Raw genomic sequence first — 19,040 nt, 5'->3', positions numbered from 1 at the left:
TACTGTGGAAGTCGCTTTGTTCTAGTGTCGGCTGGGAGAATTCGGTGCTCAACCGACCTGCGAATGCGCAGTCGACCAAGCTACCGGGTTCATCTATTTCTAATCATCACGCAAGAGACGGGGCACGTATCTCACGTGACAATATCACAAATCTGGTGTCGTTGAAGCTGTCAAGCTTAAATAACATGTCCCCGGAACGAAACGGGAAGCGGGTCACCCGACGCCGTCTGCTCCGGATACTCGGTAGTACCGGAATGGTCGGATTGGCTGGCTGCGGAGCGGTTCTCCCCGAGAACGCGACTGACAGAGAGTCAGGTGAGGGAGGCACAGCCAACGCGCTGCCGAGGTTCTGCGAAATTCAGGTGCTTACGCCTGCCGACGCGGATCCGTATCAGTTTGACGTGACGGTAACCGTCCAGCGGGACGGCGAGATAGTGTACGATGACACCCGTAAAGTCGAGGAGGGGTTTCGCCTCGCAGACGACGAGGGAGTTGACTGGCTCGGCGATCGGACACGCTACCAGATCACGATCTCCACAGCAGTGGCGTCGGAGCCCGCGACGTACGACACGGCGGACGCGTCTCGCGATTCCACCTTCGACGGTTGTACCGCATACATCGCGTTCGTCACCGAGGACGGGGTCAGCGGCGAGTTGTGGAGCAGTGCCTCTGATTACTCCCCGCAGTGACCTGCCGATAGCGATACTCACCCCTAGATATCTCGTGAATCGGTCTTGGTAAGCGGATAACAATATTATGTGACAGAATTAATTTGGGACAGGAATTCTGTGCGTAATGTGTTCTATCCGCCATATCTCGTATGCGGTTCTTACCAGATAGTCGAGGTCGGTCCGTTCGGCTCGATATATCCTTCGCCTGCACTGACCGAGTGACCGCTGTTGTTACGCGAAAGGACTCGTCGTATTCACCCCGACTGCTACTGTCGTATCTGTGAAATTTTCCCGGTACGGACCGCACTACCGGGGAGTTGACCCGCCGACAGAATCACACGATTTTTTGCGTCGTTCGGTGTAGCTACCCCCATGGCAACGTCAGACAAGTCACCGTCAGGCGTGCTGGGGGTCGACCTCCCGGCGGCGCTGAATCGGGCGGAGTCACACAGCTGGGAGTACGGTCACACCTGTGTCACGCGGGAGGGCCGGCCCCGCGAGACGTGGACCGACGGGACGGGCCGACAGTCGGTGACCGCCTTCGACGTCACCGACCACACCGTCGTGCTCCGGGTGCGGACGCCGGTCGGTCGCGAGTCGTTCTACGGGATGGCCGACCGGGACTACGAGGCCGCCCGCGAGGCGTTCGCCGACGACGGCTGGACACTGACACGGCCGAGCGGCGACTGCTGAACTACGCTGCCGGGAAAATATCACCGCGAGCGTCGTTGTCGACCGCTATCGATGCGCCGGACCGGGCGCCGTTACTGCGCTGTCGGGGAGCGGTCCTCGCCCATGACCTGCTTGACCTGCAGGGCCGCCGAGGCGGCGATACCCTGTGCGAGGTCGTCGCGCTCCTCGTCCGAGATGGTCGCCGACTCCGGGTCCTCCGGCTGGTAGTCGGCGCTGACGACGGAGCCGACCGGCGGCTGGACCGCGATCGTCGCCCGCGGGCCCGTCTCGCCGTCGCTGACTTCCGACCCCACCACGAACTCCCCGGGGAGCAGCTCCCGCGTGCGAGCCGCGACGGTCGCGAGGTCGCGACGCAGCGCCTGGCGCTGTTCGCGCGAGAGCGTCACTTTCTCCGTCTCGCCACCGAGCGGCGAATTTCCGTACATGTAGGTTCTCTCTCCGATAAGTCGCTTACCGGTAAAAACCCAGTGGCTTTGTGGCAATGTTGCCGTCGGACCGCCGGGGCCAGAACACGCCGGCGACTCACACGACCGGACGGCTCTCGCCGTAGGTGGCGATGACCACCGCGCTCGCGTGGGTCGTCTCCGGCGCGACCGACTCGACGTGAACCGTCTCCTTGGTGAACTCCCAGTCACGGAGTTCCCGGCCGGCCGCCAGCCCCTCGCGTATCTCCTCGCGCACCGCGTCGGGGTCGGTGCCGTCGACCTCGTAGAAGATGCCGGGGCCGTCTTCACTGCGCGCCCAGCCGATGCCCGCGGCGACCCGCTCGCCGGGCGCCGCGGTCGCGGCCGACTGGACGACCTCCAGGGCCTCTCCCGGCGGGCCCAGGTCGGGGGCCGTCCCCGCGAGTTCGATGTCGGGGCCGGCGGGGATGACCGACGACAGCGTCACCAGGTTGTAGTTGTGGACGCCCGCCTCGGCCAGCGCCGCGTCGTAGGAAGCCAGCGCTGTCGGCCCGCTGGCTGTCCCCCAGACGACGCGGATGGTACTCATGTGTGAGCGTGGACGACGCGGCCGCTAAGGGGTTTCGTTTCGGCGGTCGCGAGCGGTGGGTCAGTGGCCAGGCGAGAGCTGTGCAGTGGCCGTAAGCGAGTGGAACGGCAAGCGAGAGTCCGACCGTGGGGAGGACTCTCGACGCGTAACGGCGAGCGCAGCGAGCCGTGGAGCCAGCCGTTCCCGAGCGAAGACGGGGGAAGGCAGGCTGTCCAGAGTGAGCATACCGCTCGCCGTCGGCGAGCGGTTTCACCGTATTCGCGGCTAGAAGTCGCGAATCCGGTCTTTTTCGCGAACGTTTTTCGAGGAGGGTACCCACAGCGCCGCGAAGCGGCGCGAGGACACCCGACGATGAAAAAGGTTCAGGCGAAGGCGACCGGCTGACTGCCCGTCTCCTCGTCCTGGTCGATCTTCTCCAGGGCGTCGTAGAAGTCGGCCTGCTCGACCGTGGTCCGGCCGTCCCGGATGGCGAACATCCCGGCCTCCGTGGTCAGGGAAGCGATTTCGGCCCCGCTGAGCCCGTCGGTCTCGGCGGCGAAGGCGCCCAGGTCCACGTCGGCGGCGAGGTTCATCTCCTCGGTGTGAATCTCCAGGATGCGCTCGCGGCCCTCGGCGTCGGGGTTTGGCACCTCGATGAGGCGGTCGAACCGGCCGGGTCGGAGGATGGCGCGGTCGAGCATGTCGAAGCGATTCGTGGCGGCGATGATGCGAATCTCGCCGCGGTCGTCGAAGCCGTCCATCTCCGAGAGCAGCTGCATCATCGTCCGCTGGACCTCCGCGTCGCCGGAGGTCTTCGATTCGGTCCGCTTGGCGGCGATGGCGTCTATCTCGTCGATGAAGATGATGGCGGGCTGGCGCTCGGAGGCGAGTTCGAACAGGTCACGCACCAGGCGCGCCCCCTCGCCGATGAACTTCCGGACCAGCTCGGAGCCGGCCATCTTGATGAAGGTGGCGTCGGTCTCGTTGGCGACGGCCTTGGCCAGCATCGTCTTGCCGGTGCCAGGCGGGCCGTGCAGCAGGACGCCGCTAGGCGGCTCGATGCCCACGTCTTTGAACTGCTGTGCGTTGAGGAGCGGCTCCTCGACGGCCTCGCGGACCTCGACGAGTTGCTCCTCCAGGCCGCCGATGTCCTCGTAGGTCACGTCCGGCGAGGAGTCGACCTGCATCGCCTGGGCGCGCGAATCCGTCTCGGCTTCCAGAATCTGTTTGACGCTAAAGGAGTCGTTGATGGCGACGCGGTCCCCGGCTTCGAGCGTGTCGCGGATAGACGGCGAGACCTCGGTCAGGACCTCCTGGTTGTTGCCGTGCTGTTTGACGACGACGCCGTCGTCGGTCAGCTCCTCGGCCGTCGCGATGTACAGCGACGAGGTCTTCAGCGTCTCGTTTTCCCGTTCGAGCTGGTCGACGTCGTCGGAGAGATCGGCCTGGCGCTCCTGGGCGCTGTCGAGCTGGTCGGTGAGCTGTTCGTTGACACGGACTATCTCTTCGAAGTGGTCCCGGAGGGCCTCCAGACGCTCCTCTGGCGTCATCTCTGGGTCGAGGTCCAGGCGTGGTCGCTCCGGAAGAGAGGGACTGCGCGACATTTGACTACCCGATACTACCGGTTGAGACTAAAAGTGCCTTTGGGTCACAACACCGGGCATGTCAGCCCACAGGGCTGTTGGCCCGCGGGTCGCTACTGCAGGCTGGCGAACTCGTCGAGGTACTCGCCGTAGGTGTCCAGCGCCGATTCGACCGGGGCGGGCGTCGCCATGTCGACGCCGGCGCCCCGCAGCAGCTCCAGCGGGTACTCGCGGGAGCCGCTGGCGAGGAAGTCGGTGTAGCGCTGTGCGGCGGGTTCGCCCTCCGAGAGAATCCCGTCGACGAGCGCGACGGCCGCGGAGATGCCGGTCGCGTACTGATAGACGTAGAAGGCCCGGTAGAAGTGCGGGATACGCATCCACTCGTGGGCGATGCGGTCGTCGAGCTCGGCGGGCGCGTAGTAGTCGCCTTTCAGCTCGGCGTAGAGGTCGTCGAGCCTGTCGGGCGTCAGCGGCTCGCCCGCCTCGGCCATCTCGTGGGTCCGGTGTTCGAACTCCGCGAACATCGTCTGGCGATACAGCGTCGAGCGGAACCGTTCGAGATACTCGTTGAGGACGTGTCGGCGCAGCCGCTCGTCCTTGACGGTGTCGAGCAGGTGGTGTGTCAGCAGCGTCTCGTTGACCGTACTGGCGACCTCGGCGACGAATATCTCGTAGTTCGAGTAGACGTAGGGTTGGCTCTCGCTGGTGTACTCCGAGTGCATCGAGTGGCCGAGTTCGTGGGCCAGCGTGTACATCGACTCCACGTCGTCCTGGTAGTTCATGAGGATGAACGGCTGGGAGTCGTAGGTCCCGCCCGAATACGCGCCGGACTGCTTGTGCTTTGTCTCGTAGACGTCGACCCACCGCGAGTCCAGCCCCTCGGCCAGCCGGGACTGGTACTCCTCGCCCAGCGGCGCGACGGCCTCGGTGACGTACTCGCAGGCCTGCTCGTACTCGATTTCGGGCGACTCCTCCTGGACGAGCGGGACGTAGAGGTCCCACATCCGCAGGTCGTCGCCGTCGATGCTCTCGCGTTTCAGCTCGGCGTGGCGGTGGAGCTTATCGAGGTTGTCGCGGACGGTGTCGACGAGCGTGTCGTACACCTCGACGGGGACGTTGGGGCCGTTCAGCGCGGCCTCGCGGGCGGTGTCGTAGTTGCGCGCGTTCGCCAGCTTCACGTCGGTCTTGACGGCGTTCTTGTGGGCGGTGCCGACGGCGTTTCGGACGCCCGCCCACTCGTCGTAGAAGGCCTCGTACACGCGCTTTCGGAACTCGCGGTCGGGGTGTTTCTGCAGCGTCGTGAAGTTGTTCAGCGTGATGGGTCGCTCGTCGCCGTCGGGCCCCTCGACCGTGGGGAACTCCATGTCGGCGTTGGCGAGCATGTTGTACACCTCGCCGGCGGCGCCGGTGACCTCACCCAGTTCGGCCAGCAGGTTCTCGACCTCCGTCGAGCGGGTGTGGGGTTTCATCCGCAACACGTCGTCGAAGTAGTGCTCGTACTCGGCGAGCGCGGGCTCCTCGTCGACCAGGTCGGCGATGTCGTCCTCGGTCAGCGCCTGCAGTTCGGGTTCGAGGAAGGAGGCCGCCGAACTCGCCTCGGAGGAGAGCGACTGCGAGCGAGCGGTGAGCGCCTGATAGGTGTCGTCTGTCGTGTCCTCGTCCCGGCGCATCCGGGCGTAGGAGGCGACGTTCGAGACGGTCCGCATCAACTGCTCGTAGGTCTCAAGCGTCGCCAGGAGGGTGGTCGCGTCGTCCGTACAGCGGCCCTCGTAGGCTTCGAGGTCCGCAATCAGCTCCTCGGCCTCCTCGTAGGCGCGCTCCCAGGCCTCGTCGTCGGCATAGAGCGATTCGAGGGCCCACTTGTACGCCTCGTCGATGTCGTCGCGTGCGGGTACCGAACTCATGGCTCGCCGTAGGGAAGGCCCGAAGTAAGCCTTTCCGGGCGAGCGGCGTGTGGGTCCGTCTCGTGGCCGTTACTGCCGGGAGCCGGAGAGTCCCGAAACCATACGGCCCGCGACCCGCCCTGCGGTGTGACGTTCGACCCGTAACGCCTCGAACACCGAGCGGGCGCCGTCGACGGCGTCCTCGTCGGGCTCGAACGCCACGCCGGGGTAGTCGACGCCGGTCAGCACCAGCGGGTAGGCCGGGGCTGGGGCAACCCCCTCGGGCCCCGGAAGGGGGGCGTCGTCGAAGACCCGCTCGACTTTCGAACGGGGCGCCCCATCCCGGAGAATCTCGTCGAGCAGGCCGACGACGCGCCGGACCAGCTGCCGGGCGAAGCCGCCGGCCCGAAGCTCGACGACCAGCAGGTCGCCGTCCCGTTCGATAGCGCCCGACAGCTCACGCACCGTCCCCTCGTCGTCGGGCGTGAGGTTGTGGTAGTCGTGGCGGCCGCAGACGGCTTCGAGCGTCTCGGCGGCCAGGTCGTCGTCGGCCTCGGGCGCGTACAGGAAGTAGGTGTAGCGGCGCTCGGTCGCGTCGTGGGTCGCGTGGAAGTCGCCGGGAACGTCGGCGCTGGCCCAGACGCGGACGTCGGCGGGCAGTTCGCTGTTGAACGCCGCGGGCGTCAGCCAGTCCGGGGCCTCGAAGGCGACGGTCTGGGCGACCGCGGAGACGCCGGCGTCGGTGCGACCCGCCGCGGCGTAGCCCGCTGGCGGCCCGTCCTCGGGGCCACCGCAGTCCAGACGAGCCAGTCCGGAAAGCAGCGTCCCCTCGACGGTCGGCACGTCCGGCTGGCGCTGGAAGCCGTTGTACGGTCGGCCGTCGTAAGCGACCCGGTAAGCGCGCATGCGCCGCCGTTAGACGCCGTCGTACTTGTGGCGTCCGACTCTCACAGCGTGGGAACGAGAGGGGGGTTTACCAACACCGGGGCCGTAGCTAGGCCCAGAATGGCAACATCCGCCGAGGACGGCCACCAGTTCCCCCGTCCGCCAGAGGAGTTCACCGACAGCGAGGAACGGACGGTCCGGATGGTGGCCTACGATGGCGGTGTCGAGCCGCTCGTGGCGATGTACGCCGATTTCGACGCGGACTCGCGGTCCCAGGGCGTCCCCCCGCGCAAGGAGCCCGCCATCCGCGAGTGGGCCGAGGGGCTGTTGAGCGAAGGGGTAAACGTCGTCGTCTGGCACGACGACCGGGCAGTGGGCCACGCCGTCCTCGTGCCCGTCGGGGACGGCAGCGCGGAACTGGCCATCTTCGTCCACCCCGAGTACCAGTCGGCCGGCATCGGCACGCGGCTCATCAAGGTGTTGCTGGGCCACGGTCAGGAGGAGGGCATCGAACACGTCTGGCTGGCGGTCTCCCAGCGCAACCACGTCGCGATACGGGTCTACCGCGCGGCGGGCTTCGAGACCCGCCTGCGCGAACAAGTCGAAATCGAGATGGAACGGGACCTATAGGAAGTCCCCGACGGTCGGCCGGTCGCGGTCGCCCGGGAACTCGGCGACGGGGACGCTGACCTGCTCGCCCCCGTCCATCTCCTTGAGCGTCACCTCGTCGTTTGCCAGGTCCTGCTCGCCGACGATGACGACCGTCTCGGCGTTGACACCATCCGCATAGCCCATCTGCGCGCCGAACGAGCGGTCCGCGATGTCGGTCTCGACGACGTGGCCCGCCGCCCGCAGGTCGCGGGCGATTCGCGCGGCGGTCGGCCGCGTGTCGCCCACCTGCAGGACGTAGTAGTCGGTCGCGAGCGACTCCTCGGGCCAGACGCCGGCGCGTTCACAGAGCAACTGCAGCGTCGCGTGGCCCGGGGCGAAGCCGACCGCCGGGGTCGGCTGGCCGCCGAAGCCCTCGATGAGGTCGTCGTAGCGCCCGCCGCCGAATATCGACCGGGAGACCTCGCCGGTCGCGTCGAAACACTCGAAGACGACGCCGGTGTAGTAGTCCAGCCCGCGGGCGGTCGACAGCGAGAGCGTGAGCTGGTCGCGCACCCCGAAGTCGGCCGCGGCGTCGAGGACCGCCCGGAGGTTCCCCGTGGCGTCCGCGACGGCTTCCGAGCGGTCCGCCAGCGTGTCGAGGTCGTCCTCGCCGGTGTCGAGCAGGTCGTCGAACGCCTCGGCGTCGTCGTACGAGAGGCCGGCCTCGTACAGCAGGTCCAGATACTCGTCGCGGTCGACCTTCGCGCGCTTGTCGACGGCGCGGATTGCCTCGCGGGTGTCGACGCCGGCCTCGAACGACTCCAGCAGGCCCGAGAGGATGTCCCGGTGGGAGACCCGAATCTCGAAGTCCGCGTCGTCGAGCCCGAGGTCGGTGAGCATCTCGACGGCGACGGCCAGAATCTCGGCGTCGGCGTCCGGCTCCGACGACCCGAAGATGTCGACGTTGGTCTGGTAGAACTCCCGGAACCGGCCCTGCTGGACCTGCTCGTAGCGCCAGAACGGCCGCGTCGACACCCACTTGATGGGCTTCGAGAGCTCCTGCTGTTTGGCGACGAACATCCGCGCGACCGTCGGCGTGAGTTCGGGGGTCAGCGCCACCGAGCGCCCGCCCTTGTCCTCGAAGCTGTAGAGCTCCTCAACTATCTCCTCGCCGCTCTTGTCCGTGTACATCTCGGTCGGTTCCAGCGCCGGCGTGGCTATCTCACGGAAGCCGTAGCGCCGGGCCGCGTCCTCGATGGTGTCCATCGCCCAGCGGCGGGAACCCATCTCCTCGGGGTAGAAATCTCGAAATCCCTTGACGGAGTCGTACATGACTGCAGCTACAGCGAGGGTGCGCTTGAAACTGTTCGTTCGGGTCGCCCCGCCGAGGGCGGCGCTGGACGGCTACCGCCGGCCGCGTACCCGGGACTGGGTGTGCTCGGGGAACACCTCGTCGACGGCGCCCGCCCCGTGCTCCGCCCGCAGGAGCGAACGGAGTTCGACCTCGTAGTCGGCCTTCGGAATCTCGGCGCTCGGGCCCGTCTCGACGACGAGCCGCTCGGCCACCATGTCGTCGATTGCGCCCCGGCCGATACCGGCCAGCGGGGCGAGGTAGTCCACGCCGAACCGGTCCTCCACGCTCTGGGCCAGCGGGCGGTCGACGGTCGGGACGCGGTCGTCCCGCCGGGTCCCGTCGGCGACCGCGTCGGCGTCGGTCGCCGCCGCCACCTGCTCGACGGCGTGTTCGTGGACCCGCTGGATGCCGTTTCGGGGGTAGCCGTCGTCGTACATCCGTGAAACGGCCTCGCGGGCCACAGCGCGGTCCAGTTCGACCGTCTCGTGGGGAAAGCCGAGCGCGGCGGCGGCCTCGCGGGCGGGCTCGGGGTCGACGACGCCGAAGCTGGTCGTGACCAGCGTCACGTCGTAGAAGTCTTCGAGCAGGAGTGCCGCCAGTGTGGAGTCCTTCCCGGCGCTGTACAGCAGGGCCGCGCGCATCTACCGGCGCTTGATGTCGAAGCTCTTCGAGTCGGGCGTCAGCTCCGAGAGGAGCTGTTTCATCTGGTCCTCGTCGATGGTGTCGCCGACGCGGCCGCTGCGGGCCAGGGCGACGATCTGCTGTTCGACCTGTTCGCCCACCTCGGGTTTGGACATCTTGACCGTGTTGAGCCGCTTGCGGGCGCCGTCGGTCAGGTGCTGGCGGAGGATGGCCTTCTTCTGGGCCTCGGCCTGCTCCTGGGCGGCCTGCTGGGCCTCGGCGTCGCCCTCGCCCTGTTGCTCCTTGAGCTGTTCCATCTTCTTCTTGCGGAGCTCGTCGAGTTCCTCCTCGCTGGGGTCACCACTCATGGATACCAACAGCTACCGGGTTGGGCCGGAAAACGATTTCGGAGCCGTAGTTAGGCGTAGCGTTCGAGTTCGGGGCGGTCGAGGTCTTCGAGGACTTCGCCGGCGGTGTCGTCGAGCAGGCTGCGACCGTCGCCGGTGACGCGTCGGCCGTCGGCCTCGCTGGTCTCGACGTAGCCGGCCTCTTCGAGCTGCTGGAGCGCGGTGCGGATAATCGAACCGGAGCCCTCGGCCTTCTGGTGCGGGCGGACGCGGTAGCGGGTGGTGCCCTGCTTCGAGGTGCCGTACTCGGACTTGAGGTCGTTGACGCCGACCGGGCCGTCGACGGCGACCTTCCGGAGGAGGCTGGCGGCGCGTCGCGCCCAGAAGTCGGGCTGTTCGGGGGGGAGCTCGCGGTCGACGCCGGTCTTGGCGACGGCGGTCCACTCGGGGGCTTCGATGTCGTCTTCGTCCTTGAGCGTCTCGGTGAGGGCCTCGATGAGGTCCTCTGCAGGCACGTCGTAGAGTGTCGTCATTGGCCCTTGCTTCCCGTTGGCGTCATTTAAGCGCATCGTTGTCCGGTCCGGGACGTGAACGGTCGACACGCACGGGGCGTCCCGGGGCGTAGCGGCGGGTTACCCCTGTTCACTCGCCGTGGCGCGGTCGGCGCCGAGTGCGCTGGCGACGGCGGCGCCGAGCAGCAGCGGGAACAGATACGTCGCCCCGCGGTGGATGAGCACCGCCGAGGCGGCCACGGCCCCCGGCACGGCGGTCGTCGAGACCAGCAGCGTCACCAGCACCGCCTCGATGGCGCCAGAACCGCCGGGGAGCGGCGCCAGGCTCGCGATAGAGCCGACAGGCACCACCAGCAGGGCGACCGAGACGGGGACCGCGTGACCCACGGCGTACAGCGAGAGCCATAGCGAACAGGCGAGCGAGGCCCAGCCAAGCCCCGAAAACCCCAGCGTCTGCAGCAGCGTTTTCCGGTCCGTGGCGATGCGCTCGATGGCCGCGAAGAAGCTCTCGATGCGGGCCGCGATGGTGTCGGCCGTCGGCGGCGTCCACTTCGGCACCGTTCGACCGAACCAGCGGATGGCGGGCGTGAGCAGTCTGACGACGGCGGCCTCAAGCTCGTAGCGGTAGCGCCAGCCCAGAAACCCGGCGACCGGGAGCCCGACCGCAAGCGCCGCGACGGCGACCGCGGCGAAGGCGAGGTTCCGCCCGAGCTGGACGGCCCCCGCGGTGACGAACGTGAACCCCGCGATGGCAAAGCCCACCGAGGGGACGAAGTGGACCGTGTCGACGCTGGCGATGGCGGCCAGCCCGGTCTCGTACTCCGTGTCGGCCGCCGAGGAGATGAGCAGCGCCGAGAGCGGCTCGCCGCCGGCCTGACCGAAGGGGGTGACGTTGTTCGCGAAGACGGCACCGGCGTAGACGAGCACCGCCACGTAGGGCCGGACCGGGCTCCCCAGCGCCCGCAACACGGACCACAGCGCCAGCCCCCACGCGGTCAGCCAGACGACCGCGACGGCGCCGACGAGGCCGAGGGCGACGGGGTCAGCAGACAGCAACGCGGTGAGGGTCCGGTCGACGCCGACGACCCACACCAGCACCGCGAGCACGGCGAGGGCGCCGACGAACCCGGCGAGCGTCGCCGTGCGTCTGCCGTCCATACGAGATGCGTGGGCCGTCCGAGGTTTGAACGTACCGACCAGCGGGCGCCCGACATCCACGGTCGTTTTGAGGAGCGGGGCCGACGGGTGCGTATGGACGAACAGACCGCCCTGGGGCTCGTCGGCGACCGGCTGGCGGCCGCCGGCGACGACTGTGCGGTCGTCGACGGGCAGGTCATCACGACGGATATGCTCCACGAGCGGACGGACTTCCCCGACGGGACGACCCGCTACACCGCCGGCTGGCGGGCCGTCGGCGCGTCGCTGTCGGACGTGGCGGCGATGGGGGCCGAGGCCACGGCCGCGGTCGCGGTGTACGCGGCCCCGACGTTCGACGAGTCGGAGCTGTCGGCCTTCCTCGACGGGGCGACCGCCGTCTGTGAGGCGGTCGGGGCGGAGTACGTCGGCGGCGACCTCGACGGGCACGACGAGTTCACCGTCGCCACGACCGCGCTGGGCGAGACCGACGACCCCGTCAGGCGCTCCGGGGCCGAGCCCGGGGACGCCCTCTGTGTCACCGGCACGCTGGGCCGGACGGCCGCGGCGATTCGGCTGTTCGACCGGGGCGAGGTCGAGGCGGCAAACGAGCTGTTCCGGTTTGAACCCCGCGTGGCCGCGGGCCTGGCGCTTGCCCCCTACGCGTCGGCGATGCTCGACTCCAGCGACGGGTTGGCGCGGTCAGTCCACCAGCTCGCCGGGGCGAGCGGCTGCGGGGCGGCCCTGACCGAACCGCTCCCCGTCGACGAGCGGGTCGACGCGGTGGCCGAGGACGCCGGCGACCGGCGCGAGCTGGGGCTCTTCTTCGGCGAGGACTTCGAACTGGTGTGTACGGTCCCCGAGAGCGACCTGGCGGCGGCCCGGGACGCGACGCCCTGCCCGCTCCACCGGGTCGGGTCCGTCATCGAGGCGGGTGTCACCCTCGACGGGGAGCCCCTGCCCGACCGCGGCTACTCGCACTGAGAGCGGTCACCCGTCCGCCGCGAGTGTCGCCGCCACCAGTTCGACGGCTCTGGCCGCAGCGCCCTCCCGCTCCTCGACGGTCAACCCCGGCGAGGGCTCGTCGGTGGACTGCCTGGGTTCGGCGGGCATATCGTATCGGGGCGGAGACCCCGCGTCCACCTATAACCGAGCGATAGTTCAATTTGTTTTACACTATTGGGCCGATTTTACGTTCGGGAGCCGCGGACACGTCTCATCGGCGTCCGAGTAAAACCGGCTTACGCCGGGCCATCAGGCCGCGACAATCTCGAACGGAATCGGCGTGAAACAGGCCAGGCCCAAACCGAACGTGGCGACGCCCAGTACGGCGCGTCGCCGGTCCAGCGGCTCGTCGACGGTCGGGCTGGCCGGCCCGGCGTAGGCCATCCCCGCCGCGAGCAGGCCCCAGAACACCCACAGCGTCCAGACGCCGAAGCCGATGGGCGGGGCGTCCTGGGTGAGATAGAGAAAGCCCGCGAGCGCGAAGAGGCCGCCGGGGACGGCGGCAGCGACGGTCTCCTGGCGCTGGCCGACGATGGCACGGACGATGTGTCCCCCGTCAAGCTGGCCCACTGGTAGGAGGTTCAGGAAGGTGAAGAACATCCCCGCCCAGCCGGCGAAGACGACGGGGTGGACCGCCTCCGCGGGCCCGACGGCGGTTCCGACACCGAGCGTCCTGACGAACCCTTCGATGGCCTGCATGAGCAGCGGGTCGTGGAAGTTGATGGCGTACTGGCTGCCGCCCTCCCGAACGTGCTGGGGGACCGATATCGGGTCGAGCGTAAAGCCGACGAGCGTGACTGCGACGGTCGCGACCAGCCCGGCGAGCGGTCCCGCGACGCCGATATCGAAGAGGGCGCGGCGGGAGGGGATACGCCCGCGGATGTTGATGACAGCGCCCATCGTCCCGAGCAGGGATGGAAACGGAATGAAGTACGGCAACGTCACGTCGACCCCGTGGTAGCGGGCGGCGGCGTAGTGGCCGAGTTCGTGGATGCCCAGGACCCCGAGCATCGCGACGACGAAGGGCCACGCCTCGAAGATACGGAGCGGCTGGTCGGCCACCGGGATGTAGTACCAGCTGCTCGCGCCGACGAACAGCGTCGAAGCGACGGTCGCGACCAGCAGCCCGACGTTGAGCCAGGGAATCCCGCCGCTGTCTTTGGGTTCGGCCACCAGCGCGTACTGCTGTGTCCGGGGGGACCCGGCCCCGCCGCCCGCCGGCCGCACGGGCGGGTTCGAACCGGACTGGCCGGCAGAGGGCGGTGTCGGCTGGCGTTCGAGCGACAACGAGTAGCCCGACTGGGCGAACTGCGGCCGGAGCGTCTCGACGGCGGCGTCGGGTCGGACCAGCGGCTCACCGAAGTATCGGACGGTGCCGTCGGTCCGGTCGACGGCTGCCACGCGGAACACACCTGTGAGTTCGTCGGGGGACGGCGCGTCGTCACCGTGGCCACTCATCGGCTACGGATAGTCGGCGCGGACATTAATAGTCGGTGTTCCGGCGGACGATGGAGGGGGGACCAGGGGGACGGAACCGGGACTACGCGGGTTCGATACGCCAGGTAGTCGCGCTCGTGTACGACCACTTCTCGACGTGAATCTCTGTCGCGCTGTCCTTGAGCTTGACCATCAGCGCGCCAATCTCTTTGGGGGAGAGGCCGACCTCGTCCGCGATGAACTTGCTCTTGAAGTACATCTCACCGTCGGCCGCTTTCTCAGCCAGGAACGACTTGAGTCGCTGTTCTTTCGAGGGCGCTTCCTCACCGGAGGGCTGCGTAGTTGCGCTCATCTGTGTCGCCTCGTTTCAGTAGTGGTCCGGCAAGAGTATATAAAGGAAGGAAGGTTCGCGTCGCTTTGGAGGCTTTCAGGCCAAATCAACCAAAATCGTACGTTTTACGACGGTTTCTAAAGCCCGGAGACATTTTATAAATCACTCTCAGCTTATGGTAGCGTGTTCAGAGACCGGCCGAAATCGGCGTCGTAAAACGGCGAAGACCCCCGGTTTCGGGGCCACTTAGCGGCAATTTCATCCCCATTATCGTCAGACTCCCGTCAGCGGTGTCGCCGTGCTTTGGCGTCCCCGCTTGACAACGCTTAAGCGCCCCTCGTGGTTACGCCGGGCCAATGAAAGTCGTCGTCAACGTCGGTGGGAGCGTTCTCGCCCCCGACCTCGAACCGGACCGGGTAGCCGACTACGCGGCCGCCATCCAGTCGCTGGATTCGGCGGGCCACACGCTGGGGGCGGTCGTCGGTGGCGGCCCCACGGCCCGCGAGTACATCGGAACCGCCCGCGAGCTGGGCGCAAACGAGATAGAGCTCGACCAGCTCGGCATCGCCGTCACCAGGCTGAACGGCCGGCTGCTCATCGCCGCGCTCGACGACCGGGCCGCGGCCGCGCCCGCGGAGAGCTACGAGAGCGGTCGCGAGGCCATCCGGCGCGGGGACATCCCCGTCCTCGGCGGTATCGTCGCCGCCCAGACGACCGACGCCGTCGCCGCCGCCTTCGCCGAGTACGTCGGCGCCGACCTGCTGGTGTATGCGACCTCGGTCAACGGGGTCTACAGCGCCGACCCCGACAGCGACTCCGAGGCGACCCGGTTCGACCAGCTGACCGCGGGCGAGCTCGTCGACGTCATCGCCGACATCGAGATGAACGCCGGCTCCAGCGCGCCGGTCGACCTGCTGGCCGCCAAGGTCATAGAGCGCTCGGGCATCCGCACTATCGTCCTGGACGGGACCGACCCCCAGCGGGTCGTCGACGCGGTACAGGACGGCGAGTTCGAAGGCACGGAAATCCTCCCGGAGGCGTAGATGGCCGAGGACCCCTACGAGGTCGGCCGCGGCAGCGAGCGGGCGTTCTGGGCGGACTCGGTCGCCGACGCCGTCGAGGCCCGCGACCCCGACGACCCCATCGTCGTCAAGGGCGGCGTCTCGCCCTCCGGCGTGCCCCACATCGGCCACTTCAACGAGATAATGCGTGGCCACTACGTCGCCGAGTCGCTCCGCGACCGGGGCCACGAGGTCCGGCAGGTGTTCACCGCCGACGACAAGGACCGCCTGCGCGCGGTGCCCCGACAGCTCGCCGACCTCGACTGGAACGTCGTCGGGCTGGGCGAGGTCGACGCCGGCGCGCTCGGGCGCAATCTCGGGAAACCGTACACCGACATCCCGGACCCGTTCGACTGTGACTGTGGCTCCTACGGCGCCCACTTCACCAACCTCCTGAAGAAAAGCGCCGACCTGGTCGGCGTCGACGTCGACTTCGTCTCGAACACCGAGCTGTACGCCGACGGGGAGTTCGAGGGCGTCACGCGGCGGGTGCTGGAACGGGCCGACCGCGCCCGCGAGGTGCTCGCCGACTACCAGAACAAGGTCGACGACGACTACGTCCCCTTCCTGCCCCAGTGCGAGGCGTGCGGGAAGCTCACCGAGGGCGTCACCGAGGTGGACCTCGACGCCGGGGAGGTCCGCTACGTCTGTGAAGACGTCGAGGCCGGCGACGAGACGATCGAAGGCTGTGGCCACGAGGGCGTGGCGACGCTGCGGGACGGGAAACTGCCCTGGCGCTTCGAGTGGCCCGGCCAGTGGGAGATTCTGGGCGTGGACTTCGAGCCGTTCGGGAAGGACCACGCCGAGGGGTCCTGGCCCTCCGGCGAGGACATCGCCGAGAACGTACTGGACATCCAACCGCCGGTACCGATGGTGTACGAGTGGTTCACGCTGGAGGGGGAACCGCTCTCCTCCTCGTCGGGCAACGTCGTCACCGTCGACGAGGTCCTCGAAATCCTCGAGCCCGAGGTGCTCCGGTACTTCTTCGTGAAGAACCCCCGCAAGCAGCGGGACTTCTCGGTCACCGACGTGGACCGGCTCGTCGACGAGTTCGACCGCTTCGAGCGGATATACTTCGGCGACGCCGAGCCCCGCGACGAGGCCGAGCGGGAACTCGCCGAGCGGGCCTACCCGATGGTCGTCGACGAGCCCCGGGAAGAGCGGGTGCGCATCCCCTACACCTTCGCCGCCGTCCTCGGAATGACCGAGGACCCCGAAATCCGGGAACAGATCGCCCGCAAGGAGGGGCACATCCCCGAGGACGCGCCGGAGTGGGCCGTCGAGGACGCCCTGGCCCGCGTCGAGCGCGCCCAGCACTGGGCCCGTCGCACCGGCAACGAGTTCGACTACGAACTCAAGCGCGCCGAGATGCCCGCAGTCGAGTTCGGCCCCGAGATGGAAGCCGCACTCGACGAGCTCGCGGACTTCGTCGACGCGGGCCACGACGGCGACGAGATACAGAGCGAGATTTACGAGACCGCGAAGCGCCACGGCATCGACACCGCCGACTTCTTCGCCGCGGGCTACCGGCTGCTGTTCGACGACACGGAAGGGCCACAGCTCGGGACGTTCATGGGGAAACTCGACCGGGACTTCGTCGTGCGGCGGCTCCGCCGGGAAGCCTGACACGGCCCCACAGCGGGACGTGGCTCTAAGTGCGTGGCGACCGTTCACACGGGTATGTCAGCTCAGTCAGACACGGACGGTCCGAGCGACCAGTCATCGAGCTCGTTCCGCCTGGGCCGGCTGCTGTACGGCGGCGTCCTCGCCGTGATGGCCGTCGACGGGCTCCGGAACGCCGAGTCCCGCGCCCAGTACGCAGAGGCCAAGGGGGTCCCGATGCCGGAGGTCTCGAACAAGGCCGCCCACGGACTCCTGCTGTTTGGCGGCGTCGGCGTCTCGCTGTGGCGGCTCCCCAGGCTCGCCGCCCTCGCCGTGGCGACGTTCTTCCTGGGCGTCACCCCGATGATGCACGACTTCTGGGCGGCCGACGAGCCCGAGGAGGCCCAGCAACAGCAGATACAGTTCCTGAAGAACACGGCGCTGTTCGGGACGGCGCTGGCGCTGCTGGGCGTCGCGAGCCGGGAGTAGGCCGGCCCGATGGCGGCAGGCACGCGCCGCGTGGCGGTCGGCGTGTTCAAACCAAACCCTCTTGCTTTGCTGGCCCGTTCTCTCGGTAAATGGTCGGCACGCTGACGTGGGTCCTCGTCGGACTCGCCGCGTACACGCTGGCGGCGATGACGCTCAAATCCCGCGGCGTAATACCCGAATACGTCAAGTTCAGTGGCCCGCTCGCGACGGTTCACACCCAGCGAGGCAAGCGGATACTGACGCGACTGGCCCGGCCCAAGCGGTTCTGGCGCGCCTGGGGGAACCTGGGCGTCGGCGCCGCTCTCGTCGTGATGGTCGGCTCGTTTCTGCTGGTCGCCTTTAGCGCCTACCAGGCGGTGGTCAACCCACAGCCCTCGGCGCTGAACGAGCCCCGCAACGCCCTGGCGATTCCGGGCGTCAACGACTTCCTGCCGCTGTCGGTCGCACCCGAAATCGTCCTGGGGCTGGTACTCGCCCTCATCGTCCACGAGGGCGGCCACGGACTGTTCTGCCGGGTCGAGGACATCGACATCGAGTCGATGGGGCTGGCGCTGCTCGCGGTCATCCCCATCGGCGCCTTCGTCGAACCCGACGAGTCGGAGCTGCTGAAGTCGGACCGGGGCGCGCAGGTGCGGATGTACGCCGCGGGCGTGACGAACAACTTCGCGCTGTCTTTCGTCGCGCTCCTCCTGCTGTTCGGGCCGATAGCGGGCTCTATCGCCGTCGTCGACGGCTACCACGTCGGCGGCACCGTCGAGGAGACCCCCGCGGCACAGGCGGGTATCGAGTCGGGCGACGTGATAACGGGCATCAACGGCCAAGCGGTGCAGAGCCCCAGCGACCTGGAGTCGACGCTCGCAGCGACCAACGAGACGCGCGTGACGGTGGACTTCCGGAACAAGGAGTCCGCGACGGTCCAGCGGTCGGCGGTCGTCAGCAGCGCTATCGAGAGCGCGCCCCTGGAAAGCGGTGAGACCATCGTCAGCGTCAACGGAACGAGCGTCTCGACGACCGAGCAGTTCATCGACGCCTCGCGGGCCCACCCCGTCGCGGAGCTTCGGACGGAGGGCGGCCGGACCGTGGTGATGCCGACCGGGAGCTACGCGCTCGTCAGCGCCGACGGGGCGCTCGCTGGCGAGGGTGCGCCCGCCGAAACCGGCATCGTCATCACGGAAATCGACGGCGAACGGACCGTGAACACGGCCCAACTGCGGGACGTGCTGGACAACCGCTCGGCCGGTGAGACGCTCGCCGTCACCGCCTACGTCGACGGCGAGCGACGGACCTACAACGTCACTGCCGGCGACGACGGCACCGGGGGCGCGCTGCTCGGCATCGCGCCCCAGACGGGCGTGTCGGGCATCGAGGTCAACGACTTCGGCCTCGACCAGTACCCGGCGGCGGCGTTCCTGAACGCCATCGGCGGGGACCCCGGGACTGGCGTTCAGGCGGCCGACACCGGCTTTTTCCAGCAGATTTACTTCGCCTTCGTCCTCCCCGTCATCGGTGAGGCCCCCGGCGGCGGCCTCGGGTACAACTTCCCCGGCTTCACCGGCTTCTGGGTCGACTTCTACACCGTCGACGGACCGCTCTCCGCCCTCGGGGACTCGGCCGTCTTCCTGTTCGCGAACGTCCTGTTCTGGACCGGGTGGATAAACATCGTCATCGGCCAGTTCAACCTCATCCCGACCTTCCCGCTCGACGGCGGCCACATCCTCCGGGCGTCGACGGAGTCGGTGGTCTCCAGACTCCCCGTGCCCGGTCGCCGGAGCCTCACGACGGCCGTCACGTTGGCGGTGACAGTGTCGATGATAGGCGGGCTGTTCGTGATGCTGTTTGGCCCGCGCTTTTTCGCGTAGCCCCCGGCGT

At 68.1% G+C, this 19,040-nt stretch carries 21 protein-coding genes; 8 read left to right on the top strand and 13 right to left on the bottom strand.

Features of this window, described 5'->3' with window-relative positions; translation table 11 throughout:
- The first annotated feature begins 155 nt into the window (after positions 1 to 155).
- Positions 156 to 689, top strand: coding sequence for a hypothetical protein (locus NJQ98_RS14910; protein WP_262180088.1), 534 nt, complete (start codon positions 156 to 158; stop codon positions 687 to 689).
- Between the two features lie 354 nt (positions 690 to 1,043).
- Positions 1,044 to 1,364: a hypothetical protein gene (locus NJQ98_RS14905; protein WP_262180085.1), complete on the top strand. Its 321-nt coding sequence runs from the start codon at positions 1,044 to 1,046 to the stop codon at positions 1,362 to 1,364.
- 71 nt (positions 1,365 to 1,435) lie between these two features.
- Here the strand turns inward: NJQ98_RS14905 and NJQ98_RS14900 are convergent, their stop codons facing one another.
- From NJQ98_RS14900 to truA, 5 genes are all read right to left on the bottom strand, one after another.
- Positions 1,436 to 1,789, bottom strand: a complete 354-nt coding sequence (locus NJQ98_RS14900; RefSeq protein WP_262180082.1) for a DUF5811 family protein — start codon at positions 1,787 to 1,789, stop codon at positions 1,436 to 1,438.
- A gap of 97 nt (positions 1,790 to 1,886) precedes the next feature.
- On the bottom strand, positions 1,887 to 2,357 hold the full coding sequence (locus NJQ98_RS14895; protein ID WP_262180080.1) for a pyruvoyl-dependent arginine decarboxylase: 471 nt from the start codon (positions 2,355 to 2,357) through the stop codon (positions 1,887 to 1,889).
- A gap of 362 nt (positions 2,358 to 2,719) precedes the next feature.
- The gene (pan2, locus tag NJQ98_RS14890) at positions 2,720 to 3,940 is read right to left on the bottom strand and encodes a proteasome-activating nucleotidase Pan2 (protein ID WP_262180077.1); all 1,221 of its coding nucleotides are present in this window, start codon (positions 3,938 to 3,940) and stop codon (positions 2,720 to 2,722) included.
- A 92-nt stretch (positions 3,941 to 4,032) separates the two neighbouring features.
- Positions 4,033 to 5,823 carry an oligoendopeptidase F gene (gene pepF, locus NJQ98_RS14885; protein WP_262180075.1) on the bottom strand — a complete coding sequence of 597 codons (1,791 nt, stop codon included), beginning with the start codon at positions 5,821 to 5,823 and terminating at the stop codon, positions 4,033 to 4,035.
- Between the two features lie 69 nt (positions 5,824 to 5,892).
- Positions 5,893 to 6,708 (bottom strand): tRNA pseudouridine(38-40) synthase TruA, encoded by an 816-nt coding sequence (gene truA, locus NJQ98_RS14880; protein ID WP_262180073.1) that lies wholly within the window; start codon positions 6,706 to 6,708, stop codon positions 5,893 to 5,895.
- A gap of 99 nt (positions 6,709 to 6,807) precedes the next feature.
- On the opposite strand from truA, the gene NJQ98_RS14875 reads away from it, so the two are divergent.
- Positions 6,808 to 7,317 (top strand): GNAT family N-acetyltransferase, encoded by a 510-nt coding sequence (locus tag NJQ98_RS14875; RefSeq protein WP_262180070.1) that lies wholly within the window; start codon positions 6,808 to 6,810, stop codon positions 7,315 to 7,317.
- Here NJQ98_RS14875 and hisS read toward each other — a convergent pair.
- From hisS to NJQ98_RS14850, 5 genes are all read right to left on the bottom strand, one after another.
- Positions 7,312 to 8,610 (bottom strand): histidine--tRNA ligase, encoded by a 1,299-nt coding sequence (gene hisS, locus NJQ98_RS14870; protein ID WP_262180068.1) that lies wholly within the window; start codon positions 8,608 to 8,610, stop codon positions 7,312 to 7,314. The two genes, NJQ98_RS14875 and hisS, sit on opposite strands and share 6 nt — an antisense overlap.
- A 72-nt stretch (positions 8,611 to 8,682) precedes the next feature.
- Positions 8,683 to 9,273 carry a DUF7411 family protein gene (locus NJQ98_RS14865; protein ID WP_262180065.1) on the bottom strand — a complete coding sequence of 197 codons (591 nt, stop codon included), beginning with the start codon at positions 9,271 to 9,273 and terminating at the stop codon, positions 8,683 to 8,685.
- A complete protein-coding gene (locus NJQ98_RS14860) occupies positions 9,274 to 9,621 on the bottom strand; it encodes a DNA-binding protein (protein WP_262180063.1) in 348 nt (115 codons plus the stop codon).
- Positions 9,622 to 9,671: 50 nt separating this feature from the next.
- Positions 9,672 to 10,133: a 30S ribosomal protein S19e gene (locus NJQ98_RS14855; RefSeq protein WP_262180061.1), complete on the bottom strand. Its 462-nt coding sequence runs from the start codon at positions 10,131 to 10,133 to the stop codon at positions 9,672 to 9,674.
- Between the two features lie 99 nt (positions 10,134 to 10,232).
- Entirely contained in the window at positions 10,233 to 11,270 is a 1,038-nt protein-coding gene (locus NJQ98_RS14850) for a lysylphosphatidylglycerol synthase transmembrane domain-containing protein (RefSeq protein ID WP_262180059.1), read from the bottom strand.
- A gap of 93 nt (positions 11,271 to 11,363) precedes the next feature.
- Here NJQ98_RS14850 and thiL point away from each other — a divergent pair, with 93 nt between their 5' ends.
- The gene (gene thiL / locus NJQ98_RS14845; protein ID WP_262180056.1) at positions 11,364 to 12,230 is read left to right on the top strand and encodes a thiamine-phosphate kinase; all 867 of its coding nucleotides are present in this window, start codon (positions 11,364 to 11,366) and stop codon (positions 12,228 to 12,230) included.
- Positions 12,231 to 12,236: 6 nt separating this feature from the next.
- On the opposite strand, the gene NJQ98_RS14840 is transcribed toward thiL, so the two are convergent.
- From NJQ98_RS14840 to NJQ98_RS14830, 3 genes are all read right to left on the bottom strand, one after another.
- Positions 12,237 to 12,359: a hypothetical protein gene (locus NJQ98_RS14840; RefSeq protein WP_262180054.1), complete on the bottom strand. Its 123-nt coding sequence runs from the start codon at positions 12,357 to 12,359 to the stop codon at positions 12,237 to 12,239.
- A 141-nt stretch (positions 12,360 to 12,500) separates the two neighbouring features.
- Positions 12,501 to 13,709 (bottom strand): site-2 protease family protein, encoded by a 1,209-nt coding sequence (locus NJQ98_RS14835; RefSeq protein ID WP_262180051.1) that lies wholly within the window; start codon positions 13,707 to 13,709, stop codon positions 12,501 to 12,503.
- 82 nt (positions 13,710 to 13,791) lie between these two features.
- The gene (locus tag NJQ98_RS14830) at positions 13,792 to 14,040 is read right to left on the bottom strand and encodes a DUF7123 family protein (protein WP_262180049.1); all 249 of its coding nucleotides are present in this window, start codon (positions 14,038 to 14,040) and stop codon (positions 13,792 to 13,794) included.
- A gap of 335 nt (positions 14,041 to 14,375) precedes the next feature.
- Between NJQ98_RS14830 and pyrH the strand changes: the two genes are divergently transcribed.
- The 4 genes from pyrH to NJQ98_RS14810 all read left to right on the top strand — a co-directional run bounded on the left by pyrH (position 14,376) and on the right by NJQ98_RS14810 (position 19,030).
- A complete protein-coding gene (pyrH, locus tag NJQ98_RS14825; protein ID WP_262180047.1) occupies positions 14,376 to 15,062 on the top strand; it encodes a UMP kinase in 687 nt (228 codons plus the stop codon).
- On the top strand, positions 15,063 to 16,706 hold the full coding sequence (gene lysS, locus NJQ98_RS14820; RefSeq protein ID WP_262180044.1) for a lysine--tRNA ligase: 1,644 nt from the start codon (positions 15,063 to 15,065) through the stop codon (positions 16,704 to 16,706).
- Between the two features lie 54 nt (positions 16,707 to 16,760).
- A complete protein-coding gene (locus NJQ98_RS14815; protein ID WP_262180042.1) occupies positions 16,761 to 17,171 on the top strand; it encodes a DoxX family protein in 411 nt (136 codons plus the stop codon).
- 89 nt (positions 17,172 to 17,260) lie between these two features.
- The gene (locus NJQ98_RS14810) at positions 17,261 to 19,030 is read left to right on the top strand and encodes a site-2 protease family protein (RefSeq protein ID WP_262180040.1); all 1,770 of its coding nucleotides are present in this window, start codon (positions 17,261 to 17,263) and stop codon (positions 19,028 to 19,030) included.
- Positions 19,031 to 19,040: the final 10 nt, after the last annotated feature.

This window comes from Haloarcula laminariae (genome assembly GCF_025457605.1).
GTDB classification, from domain to species: Archaea; Halobacteriota; Halobacteria; order Halobacteriales; family Haloarculaceae; genus Haloarcula; species Haloarcula laminariae.
The sequence above is the reverse complement of the archived record's forward strand: the minus strand, read 5'-3'. Positions and strand labels throughout refer to the sequence as shown.

Coding starts and splice junctions, on each gene's coding strand:
- pyrH (WP_262180047.1), top strand. CDS start 14,376: ATGAAAGTCGTCGTCAACGTCGGTGGGAGCGTTCTCGCCCCCGACCTC.
- truA (WP_262180073.1), bottom strand. CDS start 6,708: ATGCGCGCTTACCGGGTCGCTTACGACGGCCGACCGTACAACGGCTTC.
- NJQ98_RS14895 (WP_262180080.1), bottom strand. CDS start 2,357: ATGAGTACCATCCGCGTCGTCTGGGGGACAGCCAGCGGGCCGACAGCG.
- NJQ98_RS14835 (WP_262180051.1), bottom strand. CDS start 13,709: ATGAGTGGCCACGGTGACGACGCGCCGTCCCCCGACGAACTCACAGGT.
- pan2 (WP_262180077.1), bottom strand. CDS start 3,940: ATGTCGCGCAGTCCCTCTCTTCCGGAGCGACCACGCCTGGACCTCGAC.
- NJQ98_RS14830 (WP_262180049.1), bottom strand. CDS start 14,040: ATGAGCGCAACTACGCAGCCCTCCGGTGAGGAAGCGCCCTCGAAAGAA.
- NJQ98_RS14855 (WP_262180061.1), bottom strand. CDS start 10,133: ATGACGACACTCTACGACGTGCCTGCAGAGGACCTCATCGAGGCCCTC.
- NJQ98_RS14840 (WP_262180054.1), bottom strand. CDS start 12,359: ATGCCCGCCGAACCCAGGCAGTCCACCGACGAGCCCTCGCCGGGGTTG.
- pepF (WP_262180075.1), bottom strand. CDS start 5,823: ATGAGTTCGGTACCCGCACGCGACGACATCGACGAGGCGTACAAGTGG.
- NJQ98_RS14865 (WP_262180065.1), bottom strand. CDS start 9,273: ATGCGCGCGGCCCTGCTGTACAGCGCCGGGAAGGACTCCACACTGGCG.
- lysS (WP_262180044.1), top strand. CDS start 15,063: ATGGCCGAGGACCCCTACGAGGTCGGCCGCGGCAGCGAGCGGGCGTTC.
- NJQ98_RS14850 (WP_262180059.1), bottom strand. CDS start 11,270: ATGGACGGCAGACGCACGGCGACGCTCGCCGGGTTCGTCGGCGCCCTC.
- NJQ98_RS14875 (WP_262180070.1), top strand. CDS start 6,808: ATGGCAACATCCGCCGAGGACGGCCACCAGTTCCCCCGTCCGCCAGAG.
- NJQ98_RS14810 (WP_262180040.1), top strand. CDS start 17,261: ATGGTCGGCACGCTGACGTGGGTCCTCGTCGGACTCGCCGCGTACACG.
- NJQ98_RS14900 (WP_262180082.1), bottom strand. CDS start 1,789: ATGTACGGAAATTCGCCGCTCGGTGGCGAGACGGAGAAAGTGACGCTC.
- hisS (WP_262180068.1), bottom strand. CDS start 8,610: ATGTACGACTCCGTCAAGGGATTTCGAGATTTCTACCCCGAGGAGATG.
- thiL (WP_262180056.1), top strand. CDS start 11,364: ATGGACGAACAGACCGCCCTGGGGCTCGTCGGCGACCGGCTGGCGGCC.
- NJQ98_RS14860 (WP_262180063.1), bottom strand. CDS start 9,621: ATGAGTGGTGACCCCAGCGAGGAGGAACTCGACGAGCTCCGCAAGAAG.
- NJQ98_RS14815 (WP_262180042.1), top strand. CDS start 16,761: ATGTCAGCTCAGTCAGACACGGACGGTCCGAGCGACCAGTCATCGAGC.
- NJQ98_RS14905 (WP_262180085.1), top strand. CDS start 1,044: ATGGCAACGTCAGACAAGTCACCGTCAGGCGTGCTGGGGGTCGACCTC.